Source organism: Mucilaginibacter paludis DSM 18603 (assembly GCF_000166195.2).
Classification (GTDB): Bacteria; Bacteroidota; Bacteroidia; order Sphingobacteriales; family Sphingobacteriaceae; genus Mucilaginibacter; species Mucilaginibacter paludis.
In genome coordinates, this window is sequence record NZ_CM001403.1 from 2184752 (window position 1) to 2205910 (window position 21159).

A 21159-nucleotide genomic window follows, 5' to 3' on the forward strand; every position below is an offset into this window, starting at 1 on the left:
TTAAATGTTAATTAATAATAAGGTACTGCGGGCTGTGCCAATTTAGGGTCGCTGGCTAACTCAGACGCCGGAATTTGCAATGTAAATGAACTGATGGTTGCCGGAAGAACGGATGTACCGGTACTGGCATCAGGCGTGGCTATACGGGTAACAGGATCATAAGTAAAAGTTACCCTTTGCTGATTATTGATCATATCAAGAGCTTTTTGCGGATTGTAATAAGACAGCCTAACCAGATCTATCCAATATTGCCCTTCAAAAGCAAATTCAATTCTCCTTTCCCTAAGAATGATGTCAGGGCTTAACACCAAAGCTGCATCCACGCCGGCCCTCGTGCGTACTTTGTTGAAATACAGCAAGGCATCAGCATTAGTTGTGGTGGCACTGTTACCCATTATGGCTTCGGCATATACCAAATACACATCGGCCAATCTCAAAATCGCGTTATGTTCAATTGACGACCAAATATCCATTGTTGGCGCATTATTGTCTTTTTCGTTACCTATGATGTGCTTTTTCATACATACCGAGGTTGCCGTATAGCCCCCTCCGGCGGCATTCAATTCGGGATAATAATCGCCGTTTAACATAATCGTGGCCTTGCGCCTAACTGTATCTTTGGCGGTATACATCTGGTATAAATCATAAGTTGGCGCTAAGGGTGTCCATGCACCGGTCTTTAACGGGTTTATGTCGTTACTTGGTGAGTAGGTTAGCCAATCGTTGCCATTTCCATAACCAACACCGGCTGTCCATTGGAGGGCAAATAACGACTCTGGATTATCATTATATTGTGCCTTAAATAAATTGTAATAATTGGAGAGTAACACCAGGCCGCTATTTTTACACACGTTGCCCGCATACTTTTTAGCACTGTCAAGCAAAGCCTGGTTACGTGTACCTCCGCTTTGCCCCAAGCCCGACATTGTTAAATAGGTTTTTCCCAGCATCCCCTGTGCCGACCAGGTAGTTACCCGCCCGGTTATATCCGAATTAGGAAGGTTTTGCGCCGCATAAGTCAGGTCTTTGGCAATAAATTTGTATACGTCCGAAACGATATTACGATTAAGCAGCGGATTTTGGATTAATTTACTATTGTCTTCAATAATAGGTACTGCTCCCCAATAAACAGCCAGATGGTAATATGCTACACCACGAATAAACCTTGCCTCTGCTATAGCGGCATTTTTGTCTGTGGCCGAAATAGACGAAGAAGCTTGTTGCTGTATGGCGTTAATAACGGTATTACATTGTGCTATAACATTGTACAAGCCGGTCCACCCGCTTGATACGATGCCGTTTTGCCCCGTAATAGTACGTGTATAAAGCTGAACTAAATCGCCATAATATGGAAAGTAGCCCGTGCCGCTCAACACGTCGCCAAATGGCAACAAAGCACCATTATGCCATTGCCACCACTCAGACCCGCCGTATAGGCTTGCCGTGGCCAGCCTCAAATCGGAGGTTGTTTGGTAAAAATTATTAGAGCTGATTTGCGAGTTCGAGGGCCTGTCAAGGAAACTCTTTTTGCATCCGGCAATTGCTGCTGCCAGGAGCAAAATAACTATTATTTTATTGATCGATTTCATAAATACCTTTTTTAACTGGTGATCGTTTTATTTGGAAAATGTGATATTTGCACCAATGGTAAATATTCTTGGCTGCGGATAATAACCGCTATCCCAGCCTGCCTGAAGCGGGTTCCATGAACCAATTTCAGGATCCATGCCCGAATATTTGGTAATGATAAAAGCGTTGGACACATTACCGTATATCCGTATGGAATGCACATATATTTTTGAGAGCACACTTTCGGGCAAGCGATAACCAAGTGTGATGTTTTTACACCTCACGAAAGATCCATCTTCGATAAACAAACTGGAAGGGCGGTTATTGTTGTTGGTATTATCATTTCTTAAACCAACAACAGATGTACCTGGATTGGTAACATACACGTTGTTAACATCAGATGCAGAGCCATTGGGATTGATTAAAGCCAACTTTGCATAATTTAATACAGATACAAAGTAGTTGGTATTGTTTTGCGAATTGGTTTGGGCCACAGCCAACTGATTGAACACCTTGTTACCTACGCTGCCACTGAAGAACACATTCAGATCGAAATTTTTATAGGAAAACGTATTGTTGATACCAAACTGAAATTTTGGAGTTGGAGAGCCCAAATAAGTTTCGTCCTTAGAGTCAATAACACCGTCGCCATTTAAATCTTTAAACATACGGTCGCCATACCAAATACCCCCGCCTGAAGGCGAAATTGGATAAGCTTTGCCGCTTTGGTCAACCGGTAAGGCATGCGTTTGGAAATCTTTGGCACTTGCAAAAACGCCATCGAATACATAGCCGTAGAATTCGCCGATGGGCTGCCCCACTACCGTTTTCTCAACTACATCGTTAATTACATAAGAGGTTTGGCTTAAGTTAGCATCACTGCCACCTGTACCTAAACTGAGTACCTTATTCACATTCCTCGATAGCGTAATATCAGTTTTCCATGTGAAATTTTTTAAACTAATATTGGTCGTATTGATGCTGAAGTCGAATCCTTTATTACTAACAGAACCTACGTTGGCATACGGTGCAGCCATAGATCCCGGCGAATAAGCGGTAGTAGTACCGGTATATAACGGAAGCGGAACCTTTAATAAAAGCCCGTGTGTTTCACGGTCGTAAACATCCAATGAAAAACTTAACCGCCCATTGATAAACGATGCATCAAGCCCGGCATTTGAATAATTTGTTTTTTCCCATGTTACATAAGGGTTTGCTAAATTGCTCTGAAACTGAGCCGTACCCGAAAGGCCATTAGCCACCGATTGAAGTTGCGTTACAAACGTATTGCCTGGTATACCCTGATTGTTGGTAAGCCCGTAACCAAGCCTCAATTTCAATTCGCTTATGGCGTTTACATTTCTTAAAAAGGGTTCATTATTAATTTTCCAGGCAAATGCGCCCGAATAGGTAGTAACCCAACGGTTGTTGGCCGGGAAATTTGAAGATCCATCGTCGCGTACGTTAGCCGTGATGAGGTACCTATCATTCCACGACAAGTTGATACGGCCGAAATAAGATTCCTGCGCAGAACCAGAACCATTATCGCCAGAGTTTTTAGCCGTGGTGGCATCACCGGCATTAATAGCTTGTACATTGTTTGAAGGGAAATTTGATCGTTGGGCGCTAACACTTTCAAAAGTGCTCAGCTGTGATTCATGGCCCAACAAGGCATTGACATTGTATTTACGGAAGCTATGATTATACGTTAGAAAATTGCGTATTACTGTATAAAAGTTCTGGCTCGACGCTGAAGAAGCACTGTTGGTGCCATTAACAACTTTACCAAAAGTATAAGTTGGCGTAAAATTATCTTGCGTACTAAAATCAAAATTGCCCGACACCTCATTCCGCAGTGACAGATCTTTATAAAATTGGATTTCGGCATATAAATTACCAAACACCTGGTTTCTTGTTTTCAGGTTTTTAACAATTTCGGCTATCGCCACCGGGTTAACAACACCGGTTACGTAGCCGCTGGTATTGGTAACACCACCCCATGAGCCATCCGGATTTTGCACCGGAACATCAGGAGTGAGGTTGAGTGCCGAATTAATTACGCCAGAGGCAGTAGTGTTTTGATCTTCATTGATATGAGCTAATTGAAGACTGGTTCCTACCTTTAGCCAATCTGTTGTTTTATTGTCCAAATTAAGCCGTACGGAATATCTTTTAAAAACCGATCCAATAGCTATACCATCCTGGTTAAAATAAGATCCGGACAGTAAATACTGTGTTCTGGCGTCACCTCCGCTTATTGTAAGCGTATGGCTGCTTTGCTGAGCTTTCCGGAATAGCTCTTTTTGCCAGTTGGTACCGGCACCTAAATATTGGGGATTGGCAAATTCGGGCCTGGCATCAAAGCCCCATACCTGTGCCCTTGCGTTAATAAAAGTGGCATACTGTTGCAAGTCCATTGTAGGCAGTGTGCCCGGTATTTCCTGATAACCTGCATAAAAATCATAGGTTACCTGTGGAGGCCCTGCTTTACCTCTTTTTGTAGTAATCACCACAACACCATTGGTTGCCTGCGAACCATAAATGGCAGTTGCAGAAGCGTCTTTCAATACGTCGATCGATGCTATTTCGGCAGGATTAATGGTATTTAATGGATTTGAACCATTGCCAGGATCACTAACCGGAGGGATGATAATACCATCTATCACAAATAGAGGCGAATTAGACCCACTTATGGAAGACACACCACGAATTTGAATAGATACGCCGCCACCAGGTTGCCCTGACACCTGCTGAACCACAACTCCCGCAACTTTTCCCTGCAAGGCCTGATCAAATGTAGTTGGTTGGGTTTGGCGGAGATCATCCCCTTTTATCGAACTGATAGAACCCGTATTATCTTTTCTTGCCTGCTTAGCATAACCAATAACAACCACATCGTTTAAGTGGCTTGATGTTGAGTTTAGCTTAACATTAATGGTACCGACCTGTTTAACAGGCACCTCCTGAGATGTGTATCCTAAAAAACTAAACACCAATACATTGCCTGGTTTTGCCGTTATAGTGTAAGTGCCGTCAGGTGCGGCTATGGTTCCTATGGATGTGCCTTTAAGCTTAATACTCGCTCCCGGCAGTGGCTGCAAGTCGTCGGCACTGGTCACTTTTCCAACAACCTTGAGCGTTTGCGCATGGCCCGAAAGATAAAGCAACATGCTTGTGATAAACAATGAAATAAAGCGTTTCATTCTTCTTTGTAAATTTTTTTCCATCTTAATTAATAAAGGAATTTTAAGGTTTTTTTTAATAATTGGTTCATTGGTGTTTGGTTAGTAGGTTTTAGTTTCTATTCATATTTATTTAATATTTTAAGAAGTAAAAAAATGCACAAAACAACCGCTAAAATTTACCTTCCTGATGGTTTGTACATTTTGCTGTACCAACAACCACTAAAATTTAAATACAGCCCGGGGCTGCTTAATCACCCGAAAAATAAATTAACTATTGGCTCTTTTGATAATTGGTGGAACAGGGTTGGAAAGCGAATGAGCAAGTACATTGCTTTGAAACTCTGTTCTGAGGGATAAAGCTATTATAAGCGCAAAAAGGAGAGGTGGCAGAGTTGAACAAAAATATAGACCAAATGTACAACCCACAATAAATACCTGAAAATGAATTAATTGTATCGATTTTTTACTATCCGGATATATTTATTCAGTTTCTTTAAAGATTTAGCAACCTAATAACTGAACACTCCGGGGCATCAATTTTAAAGCGTCTTATTAATGCTAAGAGTGATATTAAAAGATACAGATGCGGTACCAGGAAGTACAACAACCAGGCTTCAAGTACGTGAAGCTGGCCGGGGTGCTGCCATAGCTGTTGCCCGTGGCCTTGCACGCATGCACCGGCGGGAATAGCCGCCGTTTGGCGAATAATAATTAAATTATAAATAACAGCGGCTATTGTTCTTTATCTTCTGCCTCCGGTAAAACTTTGTTTTGACGAAAAGATGCAGCATATACAGACGGGAGAACATTATACTCATCCTTGAACAGCTTTGTGAAATATTTGGGGGTATTAAAGCCCACTTCGTAGCAGATCTGGCTTATAGTCATCTGGCTGTTTTCGAGCAGGTACACCGCTTTTTTTAACCTGATTGAACGGATGAACTCGACGGGCGATTTGCCGGTAAGCATTAACACCTTATTGTAAAGCGAGCCACGGCTCATGTTCATCTTCTGGCTCAATTCTTCTACCGAAAGGCTATCGTTTAAAATGTTGAGCTCGATATGGTGAACTATACTCCTTAACAGTTTTTCGTCTCCATTTTCCAGGGGAATGTCCTGCAATTGTACATCCATCTGCTTTTTGTACGTTTGCTTATAGGTATCCCGCAGGGTCAGGATGTTTTTGATTTTTGACAGCAATATTTCAAAATTAAACGGCTTCGTCATGTAATCGTTCGCACCTATCTCCAGGCCTTTGATCTGGTCGGCCTCACCGGTTAAGGCGGTTAGCAAAACAACGGGGATATGTGATGTGCGCTTATCACTCTTTAGCTTTTTGCACAATTCAATTCCCGTCATCTCGGGCATACTGATATCGCTTACAATAATATCCGGATGCATGGCAAGCGCCTTTTGCCAGCCTTCCCGGCCATTTGAGGCTTCGATTAAAAAAAACACCTCCTTTAAATTGTCTTTCAGATAGAAACGGAAATCATCGTTATCCTCAACTAAAAGAACCACAGGCTTCTTACCGCTATGCTGTAGTTTGGGTACGGCTTTATTTTCATTATGGCTGATATCGTCCCAGCATTCATTATCAGCGTCATCGCCTGCCAACGCTTGTATGCCGGGGCCGGCATAAATGGCAAGCGGCATTTTAATGATGAAACAACTACCATGATCGGGCTCGCTTTCAACAGTTATTTCTCCGCCATGCATCTTCACAAACTCCCGTGTGATGGCAAGGCCAATACCGCTGCCCTGGTTAATCATCGATTCGGGAACATCGTGCTGAAAAAAACGCTCAAAAATTTTGCTGTGTTTTTCAGGCGGGATGCCAATACCTGTATCAATCACCTTAATTTCGAGAGAAGTATCGCTGTTCGCTGTCTGCTGATCCACGTTGAGCAGAACGCTTACCTGGCCTCCGGCCGGCGTAAATTTAAAGGCATTTGATATCAGGTTAAACAATATCCTTTCAATTTTATCATGATCAAAACTGGTAAACATCGCATCAACCGTGGTATCAAATACAAAATCGATCTCTTTTTCTTCGGCAATATCTGTAAACGACTGGCTTATCTCGCCTATAAACTTTATAATATCTCCGGGCTTGCTGTGCAGTTTAAGCTCCTGAACTTCCATTTTACGAAAATCAAGCAGTTGGTTTACCAGGTTTAATAACCGTCTGGCATTTTTTCTGATCATGTTCAACTGTTGCTTCTGTTCCTGATCGGCACGGGTAAGCATTTTATTAACCGGCGCCATAATTAACGACAGTGGCGTTCTGAATTCGTGGCTTACGTTGGTTAAAAATTTAGTTTTCAGCTGGTCGAGCTCTTGCATACGCCTGATTTCCTGGCGCTCCTGCTCAATCAATAACCTTGCTTCCTGCTTTTCTTTTTCGGCTATAAATTGCCTTCTTATTTTTTGTATCCCCCTTTGCCTTATCAACAAAAGAGCACCAAAAAACAGTACCATGTAAATGATATAGGCCAGGGTTGATTCCCAAAAGGGCGGCAGTACTTTAATTTTTAACGAAATATAACCAGAGTTTATCCCATCCTCTGAATTGGAGGCCCGTACCTTAAAAACATAATCACCCTGATCCAGGTTGGTATAAGTGGCTTTCCGGGTTCTGTTATCCGCGTTTATCCATCCTTTATCAAAACCATCCAGCATATACTGATGCTTAACTTTGCTGGGGTTAAAAAAATCAAGCGCGGCAAACTCAATCGAGAAAACGTTTTCGTTGTGATGAAGCGTTATGGCCTGTGTTATGGATATGGCTTTTGACAGCACCTCGTGCCCGTTAATAAGCTGGTTGGCCGATATGCTTTTGTTGAATAACTGAAAATCGGTAAAAATTAACCGGAGTTTATTTGTAACAGGCTCTATACTTGCCGGGTCAAAACTATTAAAGCCATCGCTACCTCCAAATATCAGTTCGCCGCCGCGTGTTTTTAAAGCTGAGTTGATATTAAACTCGCGCCCTTGCAGGCCATCCATTTCGTCGAAGTTTTCGAAGTGAAACTTAAGCGTATCAGCTGACGGCGTTAAGGTGACACGGCTTAAGCCATTTGACGTGCTCAGCCACATCGTTCCCTTGCCATCCTCTTCGGTATTGGATACTGAATTATCAGGAAGCCCATTTTTTTTTGTGAGCGATGTAAATGTATTTTTTTCAGGATTCAACACACTTATTCCGCCCGCTGTGGCCACCCATATTAAACCGCGCCTGTCCTGGTTGATGCTGTTTACGGTATTGTTAATTAAAGAGTTTGTACCTTTTTCGTTCGATACATAATGAATCACCCTGCCGCCTTTTTTCATTATCACATCCATGCCCAGATAGCCCCCTATCCATATATTGCCTTGTTTATCCTCAAAAATCGAGGATACAAACATTGACCTTATATCACTTTGGCTAAAAGGATGGTAAAATATTTTTTTCTGCCGGTCGAAAATTTCAAGGCCTCCGGCAAACGTCCCTATCCATAAGCGGTTCGAAGAATCTTCCATGATACTCCACACCCTGTCGTCGGCAATGCTGGTGGCTAATTTTTCATCGTGCCTGTAATGGGTAAAGGTTTTGCCGTCAAAGCAATCCAGCCCACCGAAATAGGTGCCGATCCATAACTTCTGATCGTGGTCAATACATAAACTCACAATAATATCATTACTCAGGCTATTGGAGTTTCCCGGCTCGTGTTTATACTGGGTATACTTGCCTGTTTTGCGGTTAAAATAAATAAGGCCCCCGCCATTGGTACCGATCCATAAATTTCCCAGCCTGTCTTCGGCAAATTTATCAACATCGTTAAAGGGTAGGCTGGCAGGGTCTGAGGCAAAATGCCGGTAGAGCGGAAACCTGATGATGTTTTTATGATAATAACTTATTCCCTTTTTAAAGGTACCGGCCCAAATAATACCGGAGTTATCTTTGTAGAGTACGGCGGAATTCTGTCTTAATGATGTGGCGTCGTCTTCGCGGTTCAGCAGATAACTGATCTGGGTTTTCTTTTTGTCTAATACGCCGATGCCCCCATGGTCGGCGGCAATCCATATCAGGCCATCATCGTCCTGTATAATGTTACTAATCACGTTCGCTTTCAACCGAACCCCGGCCGACTCCTTATCAATATGGCGGAAAACCCCTGTTGAAGGGCTGTAATAAAACACGCCCATATCCATATAAGAGCCGTAAAACCACAAATCATTATCCCGATCTACAGTTAAAGAATAAAAAGTGCTTTTGCTCTTAATTACTTTACTAAAAGCGTCCGTGCGATAGCTGACCTTATTCAATTTAACATCAAAAAGTTCTACCGTGGCATCGCTGTAAACTATCCATATATTGCCTTTTGCATCAGCTGTTATATCTGTAATTGAACCGGAATATATTGATGAAGCCGAATTTCCACTATGATAATAGCGTTTTGTTTGCTTACTGGCTACGTTATACCTATAAATACCCGAATCGGGATATAAAAACCAAAAATCTGTAGCACTTGCTCGCAGTATCTTAATTACATTTGGATAAACAGGGAGCTTCAGGGAATGAAGCAATGATGACATATCACCGTTAAACTGCTCCGTTGCGGGATCATAAAAACAATACCCGTTGCGGGTTGATATCCACAATTTTTTATCGGGGCCTTCAAAAATTCTGGCTATAAAATCATCGGTAACCGAGTTTTTATCCCCACTATCATGCTTAAATACCTTAAAGGTATAACCATCAAACCGGTTAAGGCCCGACGCCGTACCAAACCACATAAAGCCTTCCGAATCTTTAAATATACAGTTAACCTGATTATGCGACAGCCCGTTACTGATATCAAGCTGCGAAAACCTGTACCGGCTGCTTTGGGCCAAAGCATGAGTACCTGCAAAAATTAATGCAACCGCAAGAAGATAGTAAAATTTGATGCGCATCGGGGTGTTATTGAAAGCCCAAAACCAGGTTTATTTTAAAGACAGTACACTAAGGTAGTACAAATGCTACACAACAAGGTTATGAATATTTAACAATTAAACGGATCATCTATTTATTGTTATTGATCTCGATATAAGGTAAAGACAAACTCCGGAAGGCATTGGCCTGTGTTTTTCCAAATAACATCACGCGGTATCGTATAATCTGTAAAAAATGCGCTCGGATTTCAACCCGGACGCATTGACCTGCAATTCAATGTTAGTTGTATTTTTTTAAATGTACTAAAAGCAAATTTTAAACAGGTCGCCTAAATTAGTGCAACAGTTGTAAATTATATTTTCAAAAACGCCCATTGTTGGTTTCGAGCTCCGTTATAATCCGATTGATCAGCTAAGCCGCCGTTTTTGAGGGATGCTCCCGAAATTTCAAGGGCTTTTCCGCTATTTACATTTATAATCTTATAGTATCCATTATCTGTTGCCTGAACCATCCATTTTTGATTATTTCCACCGGTGCCGGTATAATCCCATAAATCAGCCTGCCCGCCGTTAGCGTTAGACCAACCATATATCTCTAAACACTTAGTGGTGGCATGCATAGGCGTTAACCTGTAATAGCCGCCACCCGCATCTTCCAGCTTAAATTGCTGGTTTGCTCCGGCTAAATAATCCCACTGATCGGCCATTGTTTGGTTGGCGGTTCCCCAACCGGCGAATTCCAAAGCCTTAAAACTATTTCTGTTGAAAATCTGATATATACTTCCAACCTGGATTCCAGGCGATGTTCCAGTTTGCGTTCCCTGCACAAGCGCGGCTAACTGTTGCTGATCTTTCACAGCGTATGTCGATCTGTCAATGATCGATCCGGTATCCCAAAGAAAAGGAAGTATGCCGTTGGCCCCAGCCTGGTGTACAAGGTAATTATACCAGTATGCCCTGGAAGCAAGGTGAAGGTTTAAAGAATCCCCTTTTAGAGATGACCGGCGGCTTGCTGAAAATTCGCCCATCACTACCGGAATGCCGTGGTCAACGAATTTCGTTTTCATCAACTGGAAATATCCGTTAAGGTCGCTTTCCTCGCCCCAGGCGGCATTGCGTGTAACATCGATGGCGGAGTGATACCCTGAACCCCAATAATAAAACATGTTGCCCCAGCTTTGGTCTGTATCCATCAAACAGAAGTTGTAAGGGGTATAGTAATGAACTTCAACCATCATACGATTGGATGCCGGATCGGAAGGAAGTGTGTTCATCAGATTATTTGTTGCGGTAATATCTGTATTGGGGCCCTGGATAAGCAACACCCTGTAACTGTTGTGCCCACCGGTTGACCGGACAGCATTGATAAAAGTTTGATGATAAGAAAGCAGAACGCTCATGCCCGTGGCATCTGTTACGGCAGGTTCATTAGTGCTGGCTAAAATTAAATGTTCGTCAAAACCACGCATCTGTGTAGCAATTTGCTCCCAAAGGGCTTTTTGTTTAGCATTTACGGCTGCCTGTTGGGCTACTGTGCAATTCCCTTGCAGCCATCCCCCGTCCCAATGTATATTTAATATCACATACAAACCATCGTTAATACAGTACTGCACAACCTGCTGTACCCGGTTGAGCCAGGCCGGGTCGATCTGCTCGGTGGTTGTATTGACGATATGCGAGTAATCCCATTGGCAGGGAATCCGTATGGCATTAAAATCGCTTTGCTTTACCTTATCAATCAGCGCCTGAGTGATGGCCGGGTTCCCCCATCCTTTTTCGTCGTTTGGAGCTTCCATGGTATTGCCGATATTGAATCCTAAATGGATTTTTGCCGCGAGCTGAACCGCCGTACTGGTTACCCCTGTTTGATCTGGCGCAAGCGGCGAAGTATTGTAACTTGGATAGCTTGTCGCGCTCAACGCCTTACTGCCCATTGTTTTTTTCACGGGCAGCTCTACGCCCGAACTGGCAATTTCCTGTTTGTGGCATCCTGTTGCCACCAGGATGATGATAGCGAAAAAATAGTTTAATGTCCTCATATATTGAAGTTTATAATTGGTTTCTTATAACCGGCCTGCAAAAATGAAAGCCATATAACAGGTGGACTAAGCTGCCCGATCATCACATCAGCCACATCCGCATATATCCTATATTACTTCTTTTAACAAACTATAATTGCACTACTAAGGCACTGCTGTTGTACACAACCCTTTTATCAGCCTTGGCCGCCTCTAACGGTCCGGCCCCGTAATTGCTGTTAACCAAAACAACGTTGAAAATATGTTGCCTTAACGCACCCGGGAAACTTCCTTTGGTGCCAGAAATACTTAATTTTCGCTGTTGATCATTCCAGGTTAATGAAAAAGTGGTGTACCTGCCCTTTTCATAATTGTAATTATCATTCTCGTCTTCATAAAAGGTAAACTGCCCATCGGCACCCGGGTAAATACGCAATTCAATCACCTTGTTGGTTTTCTGGGTAGCGTATTCAACTTCAGGCCCCATCGGGACGATGGAACCAGCCCGTACATATAATGGCATCAGGTTTATCGGCGAAGCAGCATTGATGGATTTACCGCCAGGAATCTTTTCTCCTGTCCAGAAGTTATACCATACATCCGTTCCGGGCAAATAAACTTTTCTTGCCGTTTGGCCTTTGCCTGTAACCGGATTCACCAAAAATGCCGGGCCAAACATATATTGATCGGGTATGCTATAAACATGGGAATCATTGCGGAAATCAAATGCCAGCGAACGCATCATGGTATAATTTTCCAGCGTGGTTTTTGCAGCAAGCGAATAAATATAGGGCAGCAGGCGGTACCTCAGTTTATCGAACTTAATTAATATCGCCCGGGTATCTTCATCCCAGTTTTTTGAAAATATGGCCCGCTCGCCTTTGCCATGAATGCGCATAATGGGGCAAAACGTACCAAACTGGAACCACCTGGTAAATAATTCCCTCATTTCGGGTTTCGACCAATCCGGAACGCCCCAATTGTAGTGGTACCCGCCTATGTCTGATGTCCAGTACGGGATGCCCGACGCACATGCGTTAATACCTTGTGGCACCTGGCTTTTAAAGGCTTCAAACGTACAGGAAATATCGGACGACCAAAGCGCGCCGGCATTGCGCTGCTCGCCGGCAAACGACTGCCTGAGTAAAAAGAATGCCCTCTTTTGCGGAATATCCCGGCGCCAGCCTTGATATATGCCTGTGGAATGTTGTAACGAGTAGGTATTGAAATAGTCAATACCTTTACCCAGCCAAAAATCGCTTTTCCGGCGCTCATCTAACAATAAACCATTGTCAGGCTCGCACTGGTCAACCCACCAGGCATCCCAGCCATACCTTTTAATCAGGCTGTCGCGGGCCATGTCCCAATATAATTCACGCGCTTTCGGGTTGTGCGCATCGTAGTAATTATCAAAGGTGTGCGTTACAATATTATCCCAGGTTATATTGGTTAATCCGCCCATATTTTTTATGGTATCAAAGTCCCTGGTGCCTTTGCCAAACAGGGGCCAGATGGATATCATACCATGTATATTACTTTGATGCAGCTCATCAACCATTTTTTTAGGATTGGGATAACGTGCGGGGTTCATTACGTGAGCGCCAATGGGGAAAGGGTCCCAATAATACCAGTCCTGCACAATAACATCCACCGGGATATGGTTATTGCGATAATTATCCTTTACCGAAATCACCTCGTCCTGGCTCATATACCTGTCTTGCGATTGGAACAGTCCGAATGCCCATTTAGCAAACATGGGCGCCTTCCCTGTAGCTATACGGTACAGGTTTATGATCTGATCGAACCCGGGGCCGTAAAAAAAGTAATAGTCAACCTGCCTGCCGCTTTCGGATACATATTTAAATTTGGTGTTGCCTGCCTCGGCACCATAAAAATTTGATGCCGAATAATTATCCCACATCAGCCCATACCCTTTGCTGGATAACAGTACAGGAATAGCACCTGTAAGGTATTTGATGGCCAGATCCTGGTTGCGGCCTTTATAGTTGATAGAGCCTGTATCGATAGGATGGCAGCCCAGGCCAAAAAGCGCCTCATCCTTCGGCGAATTAAATTGTGTACTTACATTATAAGTGTTGATGCCGGCAATGGTTGCGGGGGTAATGCTCTTATCATCTTCGGAAGCAATTGTTTTTCCATCAAGATCTTTGTAACTGATATTGTTAGTGGATTTGCTGATGATTACTTTTAGCTTAGCGGTTACAACAACAACCTGATTCTTGTCTTCCGCCACCTTAAAAGCAGGAGAGCCCCATTTTGCATTGACGATAAGCGAGGGCTTATTGATAAACTTGTTGAAAACGGTATATTTTACCTGGATAATGTCGTCCCTGCAAATGGTAATCTTCATCTGGCCTTTATCCAATGTAAATAAAAGCCCATCGGCTTCTTTTTTATAAGATATCACGGAGGCGCTGGCAGCATGTATAGCTGTAATGATGAGCATGAAAAATAGGATGATTATCCTAAAGGGATTGTGCCTGAATGCAGGGTAATTGAGTAAGTGTTTGAACATTGTTTTTTATGATGAATAAAGCGTTACGCAGGTTTATTTAAAAAATCGGTTTAACATTTTTATCGCAAGGAAAAAGATGAATTAATAAAAACAGGGTCATTAAAACAGTGATAAATGAGCGCACCAAAATGGTGCATAGCAACCCAGATATCATTATTTTAATGTGTTCGGTTTATTGGTATGCGTTGGTAAATTTAGATAAGAGAAAAATGCGCCAACGGGTACAAAAGTGAATAAATAGGGCATGAAATGTTGAAATAGGCACAGAAATGCCCGTCTGCTACATCACTGGATGGTAGTATTGTTTAAGCTGACGCTTTCAGATAGAGTGATGCCATTGAAGTTACTCCGGCCATACACCAGAATAGAAAGGTTACCTAAAGAGACAATATATGGTATGAAATATAGGTGATGACTGCGCCTAAGCAATGTTAATTTAAGTTGCCTGAATAATTAGTATGATTACTGAATGTGGCTCGTTAACATTAATGCTGGCTTGAATACAGGGGAGTTTATAGGTTTAATCTTACTGTAGTGTTTTATATCAAACTGACAATATTGTTCTTGATAGCGTAAATTACAAGTCCGGTTACATTTCTTGATCCGGTTTTAATCAGCAGGTTGTTTCTGTGGCCATTAACTGTTTTTACGCTGATAAATAATTTGTTCGCAATTTCTTCTGCTGTGTATTGCTGGCATGTTAGCCGTAGTATTTCTTCCTCCCGTGCAGAAATATTGACTAAAAGCTTTTTGGATTTTACTTTTCGTCCCATATTGTTCTGTATGGCAGTTAGCGTTCTGGAATTAATGTAAGACCCTTTGGTATAAACTGCCACAATAGCGTCATGCAACTCTTGTGGGTCGCAATCCTTTACCAAATAGCCATGTGCACCATTCTTTACCAGTTCAATAATAAAATTTTCATCATCATGAACCGATAATATCAATACCTTGATTGATGGATATAGCTCACCCAATGCCAGGGTTAAATGAGATCCTCGGTATTCCTTATTATTAATGGAAGGCAGCATGAGGTCTACCAACATTACGTCAGGCAAAACAGCAGTGGTGCTTAATTTTTGTATCACAGAATGGCCGTCTGCACTCTCAAAAATAACAGAAAAATCCCCCCAGTTATGTAGTATTGCTTTAATACCTTCCCTAAACAAAAGCTGATCTTCTACTATACCAATTTTAATTGTATCTGGAGTTTGCATAAGTAATTATCTATTACCGGATAGGCAATTTAAAAAATGCCTTAAAACCAGTATTGTCTATATTATTTCCATACTCAAATGTTCCTTTTAGAGCCATAACCCTGGCCTCGATATTTTTAAAACCCATGCCTATTTGATGGCCATTAGCAAAATCTATCCCACGCCCATCATCATTAAAATTAAACAGTAAAAAATCACTATCATAATTAATTTCAATAGTTATTTTATTGGCCCCTGCATGTTTAATGGTGTTACCAATCAGTTCCATAATAATCCTGTATAACCCTAAGGATATAGGCCAGTGCAAATCCGGAAGTTCATTTTTCACCCATAAGTAAATGTTGATTTTTCCGGATGCATTCACTTTTTCGATAAAGTATTCTAATGTTTTAACGAGCCCGAAAGTTTCGAGCTGGGGTGGAATGAGCTGATGACTGATGCTTCGGACACTGGATATTCCGCTTTCTGATAGGTTCACCAGGTTTTCAACTATCGAGAGAAGATCGGGTCCAACGGTGTCCCTTTCTTTGAACTTTTGCTGGATAAGAACCAGGTTCATGCGCATAATCGAAATAACGGCCCCTAATTCATCATGAAGATCGGTTGCAATACGCTTTCTTTCTTCTTCCTGTACAAAAATACTGTTCCTGAGCAGTTCTTCGTGCTGAGCAGACTTTAACGCTGCTTTATCTAACTCTTGCCGGTACAAATTTTTTTGAAAATGTGTGTATAGCAATACCACACCCACTGCAATTATAAAAAGCACAACGGTAAAAGGTATAATTACATCAATCAATGATATTTGCGACCCCGTTTCCATAAACCAACTAAAATACAACAGTACATTGTTATTGAGGCAAATGAGTGGAACATCCAGGTAAAAGCACTAATATTAACGCTATGGTGATGCATCAGATAATTTGAAAAATAAAACAGCAACAACGTGGTAGAATAATAGATAAGGATACCGGAGTTTATCCAGCTTAAACTCTGTTTTACATCGCGCGTTACGGATTGCAATTGCTGGTTTAAAAGCACAATAAAGGTAAATATGGAAAAAATAATGAGTAAAATCGATTCTACCGTGAGCGCGTTTGAATTGAATATATGGATATTTTCAAAAAAAACCGAGTTAATGATGGAGAAGCAAAGGAACAATAGTGTAACCGTCACTATTATTCCTTTGTTGATAAAGCTTTCTAAAACCGCCTGATAAAACCAGGCCAATAAAACAAACCCTAAAGGCACATACAAATGAAGCAGGGGCATGTTATTTGCCCGTACAAACCAAAATATTAAAGCAATGATTTGAATTATGCTTGAGCAGATGAGAAACCACGAAAATATTTTGAATTTTTTTTCAAACCTCCGGTAGAATATCACCGCTAAAACCCCTGATAGTAATATCGGAATATCGTTTGCAACAAGTATGGCTTTAGTTATTGTCATGAAAGTATTTGCTTAATTAATCTCCACAGGTATTGGGGCATGGAGTACTCAAATCGCCTACGTAAACACCGCTTTTATCTGATACTGCCTTAAATTTTGTTTTTTTTGCCTTCATTCTTAAAAGGTAACATGACGTATTAAGCGAATCAAGCCGTTGCCCTACTGAGTCGACTATCTCACCATTGCCATTAAAGAATAGTGCAGTGCCGGCCGGAAAAGGGCTTTTACTACCTAAATTAACATTTATTACCGGTTGTATAAAAGCCTTCATGTTTTTATTAACGGAATCAAATCCGAGTGTTAAACGGAAGTATCGCAATTTGGTTAAGCATTTCCACGACTCATCTATTCCCATTGCATTTAAAACATCTTGAGACTTAAGCGTAAAATATAGTGGCAAGCTATCCTTCAACGCAGCGTCTTTTTTTACTATTTTGCCCCAAATTGCTTTGTAGTTGGCCACCCATACCCGCGATGAATCTCGGTGTGAAAGATTAACCGTGTTAACGGTATCTGAAGAGGATGAAGTAACCACACAACATGAGTTTGGGTTTGGACAAGGAAAAACAACATAACCGATGAGCAAGCCGGTTAATACAGACGTAAAAATGATGATGGTGATGAGATAAGGTTTCATTTTGATATTGTTTTTAGGTTAATTAATGAATAAAATCATAAATAAAGATCCATAATTAATTTCATAACAACCTCTATTACAATTAAAAAGCAGGCATTTATACCTGGTATTTTTTAAAAAACAGGTATTTATAGCTATTTCTTAAAACGGTTAGTTATGCTCTGGAAACCTGTTGCATAACAGCCCATTTTGTAACGTAAAAAGCTTTAACAAGTGGAGCAGCACCTATTAAAAAAGGCTTGCCTGTAATTGTTACTGGGGCAGATGCTGGAAAATCATAATAGTAGGTGGCAATCTCATAAAATGCCGCCAAACACAATTCAAATTACAGCATGTGCCAATGAGATTATTATTTTAGCGTACCAATGAACAGGAAGCTACGAACTTGCGAAGCATTAAACGCAACGCCGGATGTGGTAGAGTAAATGTTTTTTTCATGAGTACAGATAAGGTTAAGGAGCATCTGAAAATATAAAACCTTCAGAATCTCCGTCTAAAGTTTTGGCGTTAATGTACTTCAAACATTATTCACAGCGGAAAGCCAGATCGGAAGATCCCCCTTCTTGTCCATTTGTATATAGTCAGGGTCTACTTCAAAACCATTCAGTTTGATTTGGGTTTTCTGAATGATTTGAAAACCGCGATTCGCCACGTCAGGCCCATTGTACGCCCGCCAATAATGCCTGAACGGGAGGTCGTGATACAATTGTGCTGAACTTAGCCCGGTACCATAGCCGGTATAAATGCCAGGATCATACCCGGCCGACTTCACTTCGTTATACCAGGCAGTGCAATACGCGATGATGTCTGCACTGGCAGCATCTTTCGACACCTCTTCCAGGTCCAGCCATACATTGATGCCCGCTGGTAAGCCTACAATGGTTTTGGCGTATACCGCCGCATAAGCGCCGTAGGCTTTGCCAAGTTCTGCAGATGGCATCCAACCCGGATTTGCAACATGCTGGACGGCCATCAGGGCAAGGCCGGCATTGAGGATATGCAAAGCTTCAGTATTAGAAAGATTGCCCTTAAGCAGATGGGCTGTGCGCGGAATGTAACGGATACAAAAGTCATATCCGGCAGCTTTGAAATCAGCCGCGTTAGCGGCCGTCAAAACGGCATTAACATCAAGCCCCTTGGCGCCAGGGCGAGCCGGTTCAACTTTGCCAGGCAGTAGTATAAGTGCTATGGAATTTGCCATAAAATATAAGTTTAGGTTAGCTTATAATATGCAGATCAACAAGAACGTAATTTACAATAAAATTGATAACTTATTGTAAGGTAATGATATAAATTAAATATACCCGTTCACATGGGGCTGTATAGCACTCCGCGCATGGGTTTAAGCCGTTAACAAAGGGGGATTGCGCAGGCTATCTGGCTATATCGAATTAAATGATATCTTTTTCAGCAGCGTTGATCAAAAAATAACCGACTTCCCCACCTAAATTTTAGAATCATTTTATGATCTGTGGTCAAAGCTTACTCATCCGCCGCTATGGCGTTACTGTAAATAGCGTTAACGGATTTACCGAACTTGCGCCCGTACTTTATAAACATCGCGAATGTATATGAAATGACGGAAGTTGGCATCCCATTTGATCTGTTAATGATAACTCGCTACTATCAAATAGAGTTAAATTCAAATTAATTATTTAGTCATGTATTTGAGTATATTTGATAGGCATCCGGTTGCGTTCGCCAATAAAATCGATAAACGTGCAAGAATTTAAAAGATCAGCTATTTTAGTAGCCAAGGTGTTGAAAACATCTGATGCGCAGGTAGCCGTACTTGAAGCTGCTGGACTGAACGGTGTTTGCACCGATCAGCAACTGACCGTTTTGAAAGCGTTTGGGGATACCACCGCCTACCTGAAAGCTGAGAATTTCATTTTTGATCTCAGCGAACTGTTGCCTGACGACGTTGGCGTGATCGTTAAAGCCGCTGCGCACCGGGCACTGGCATCCAATAAGCGGGTCACCTTAAGCGAATTGAATTTCGGTGGCGTGTATGCTGTCCAAATAGCCATTAGTCCCTTTATTACCGATGATGCCGACCGGCAATTGCTCGTCCTGTTTACCACCAACAAAAAAAAAACCAAAGATAGGTCCGTTATCAAGCAAACTGGCGTTGAACAACTTACCCGGCAACACCTGGCAAGCCTGGAGTTGGAATTGACAGAAGCAAAAGATAACCTGGAAGTAGCTTATGAAGCAATTAATTCCTCCAATGATAACATTAAGTCCTTTAACGAGGAGCTACAGTCCGCAAATGAAGAGATGCATAGTGCGAATGAGGAACTGCAGTCTGTTAATGAAGAATTACAAACCGTTAACCGGCAGCAGCAGCAAACTAATACCGAACTGACAGAATCAAACGATGACCTCAATAATTATTTCCGAAGTAATACCAACGGGCAGTTATTCGTGGATCATGACCTGATACTTAAACGATACTCACCGGGTGCGGTTAAGCATATTAATCTCCGGGAAAGCGATATCGGCAGGCCGCTGGCACATATCACCACCAATATCAAGCTTGAAACTCTTATAGCTGATATTCAAAATGTTATGTTAAACGAACAGACCATTACCAGGGAAGCTGAATCTTCGGACGGCAAAATATACCAGGTGATGACCATGCCTTATGTACGTCAAAACACCAATAATACAGACGGCGCTATTATCAGTTTCCATGACATTACAGAGCTCAAGAAACTGTTGGCCGCGCTGGATATCAGCAACAAAGGCCTCACCGATTCCATCGCCGCCATCAAATTGAGCAGGGAGCAGGTAAGCCAATCTCTGGAAAAGGAAAAACAGCTGAATGCATTGAAGAGCCGCTTTGTCTCCATGGCCTCGCATGAGTTCAAAACCCCGCTCACCGCTATCCAGCTTTCTGCAGAGCTAATCGGTAAGATAGCGGTGGATATGGATCACCCTATTGTAAAAAAGTATACCGAAACCATCAAAAACGCCGCAAAGAACCTCACCAATATCTTAAACGATTTTTTATCGTTGGAACTGCTGGAAACAGGCAGAATCAATCCGATATTGAGCGAGTTTGATCTCGTTAAGTTTGCAGCGGATATTACCGAAGATATGCAGTACCTGGCCAAACGCGAACAGCAGATCAGCTACATCCATTCCGGCCGGGGCAGGTTAGTGACCCTTAATCCTTCATTGCTTAAAAACTGTATTATCAACCTGATCAGCAACGCGATCAAATATTCCGGCCCTGATTCCCGTATCGAATTTTCCACCCAAATTACCGGCAACAATTTGACTATTATCATCAGGGATAACGGTATCGGTATACCCAAAGAAGACCAAAAACATCTTTTTGAGGCCTTCTTTCGCGCGCATAACACCGGCAATATACCCGGAACCGGATTGGGATTGAATATCGTTACGAGATATACCGCCTTAATGAACGGAAAAATCAAGTTTAAAAGCCAGGTCAATAAGGGCACCACCTTTAGGATCACCTTTCCGGTTAAACCGCTATAAAGCGCCATTAAGCCATATAACATCGATTCTGTTTTCTGCACCAACAATTAATGATTTAAATACTTAGAAATAAATAGCTTGGTATGAAACAATAATTCAATTTACTTATTATTATCATTAT

At 41.9% G+C, this 21159-nt stretch carries 12 protein-coding genes; 2 read left to right on the forward strand and 10 right to left on the reverse strand.

The window, feature by feature from the left end; genetic code table 11:
* Positions 1–11: 11 nt before the first annotated feature.
* Both MUCPA_RS09035 and MUCPA_RS09040 read right to left on the reverse strand, forming a co-directional pair.
* A complete protein-coding gene (locus tag MUCPA_RS09035; RefSeq protein ID WP_008505890.1) occupies positions 12–1589 on the reverse strand; it encodes a RagB/SusD family nutrient uptake outer membrane protein in 1578 nt (525 codons plus the stop codon).
* A gap of 27 nt (positions 1590–1616) precedes the next feature.
* Positions 1617–4796: a SusC/RagA family TonB-linked outer membrane protein gene (locus MUCPA_RS09040; RefSeq protein ID WP_008505892.1), complete on the reverse strand. Its 3180-nt coding sequence runs from the start codon at positions 4794–4796 to the stop codon at positions 1617–1619.
* A gap of 513 nt (positions 4797–5309) precedes the next feature.
* On the opposite strand from MUCPA_RS09040, the gene MUCPA_RS39190 reads away from it, so the two are divergent.
* Positions 5310–5444, forward strand: a complete 135-nt coding sequence (locus MUCPA_RS39190; RefSeq protein WP_008505896.1) for a hypothetical protein — start codon at positions 5310–5312, stop codon at positions 5442–5444.
* 42 nt (positions 5445–5486) lie between these two features.
* Here MUCPA_RS39190 and MUCPA_RS09050 read toward each other — a convergent pair whose 3' ends face one another.
* The 8 genes from MUCPA_RS09050 to MUCPA_RS09085 form a co-directional block, all read right to left on the reverse strand.
* Positions 5487–9692, reverse strand: coding sequence for a hybrid sensor histidine kinase/response regulator transcription factor (locus MUCPA_RS09050; protein ID WP_008505898.1), 4206 nt, complete (start codon positions 9690–9692; stop codon positions 5487–5489).
* A gap of 332 nt (positions 9693–10024) precedes the next feature.
* Complete coding sequence (locus MUCPA_RS09055) at positions 10025–11710, reverse strand: cellulase family glycosylhydrolase (protein WP_008505900.1); 1686 nt, start codon at positions 11708–11710, stop codon at positions 10025–10027.
* 130 nt (positions 11711–11840) lie between these two features.
* The gene (locus MUCPA_RS09060) at positions 11841–14225 is read right to left on the reverse strand and encodes a glycoside hydrolase family 31 protein (protein ID WP_008505902.1); all 2385 of its coding nucleotides are present in this window, start codon (positions 14223–14225) and stop codon (positions 11841–11843) included.
* Positions 14226–14764: 539 nt separating this feature from the next.
* Positions 14765–15442 carry a response regulator transcription factor gene (locus MUCPA_RS09065; protein WP_008505904.1) on the reverse strand — a complete coding sequence of 226 codons (678 nt, stop codon included), beginning with the start codon at positions 15440–15442 and terminating at the stop codon, positions 14765–14767.
* 13 nt (positions 15443–15455) lie between these two features.
* Entirely contained in the window at positions 15456–16262 is an 807-nt protein-coding gene (locus tag MUCPA_RS09070; protein ID WP_008505907.1) for a sensor histidine kinase, read from the reverse strand.
* A complete protein-coding gene (locus MUCPA_RS09075) occupies positions 16235–16891 on the reverse strand; it encodes a hypothetical protein (protein ID WP_008505909.1) in 657 nt (218 codons plus the stop codon). The genes MUCPA_RS09070 and MUCPA_RS09075 overlap by 28 nt, the downstream gene beginning before the upstream one ends.
* 16 nt (positions 16892–16907) lie before the next feature.
* Positions 16908–17528, reverse strand: a complete 621-nt coding sequence (locus MUCPA_RS09080; RefSeq protein ID WP_008505910.1) for a hypothetical protein — start codon at positions 17526–17528, stop codon at positions 16908–16910.
* A 517-nt stretch (positions 17529–18045) separates the two neighbouring features.
* On the reverse strand, positions 18046–18729 hold the full coding sequence (locus tag MUCPA_RS09085) for a DUF1906 domain-containing protein (RefSeq protein WP_008505913.1): 684 nt from the start codon (positions 18727–18729) through the stop codon (positions 18046–18048).
* 518 nt (positions 18730–19247) lie between these two features.
* Here MUCPA_RS09085 and MUCPA_RS09090 point away from each other — a divergent pair.
* The gene (locus MUCPA_RS09090; protein ID WP_008505914.1) at positions 19248–21038 is read left to right on the forward strand and encodes an ATP-binding protein; all 1791 of its coding nucleotides are present in this window, start codon (positions 19248–19250) and stop codon (positions 21036–21038) included.
* The last annotated feature ends 121 nt before the right edge of the window (positions 21039–21159 follow it).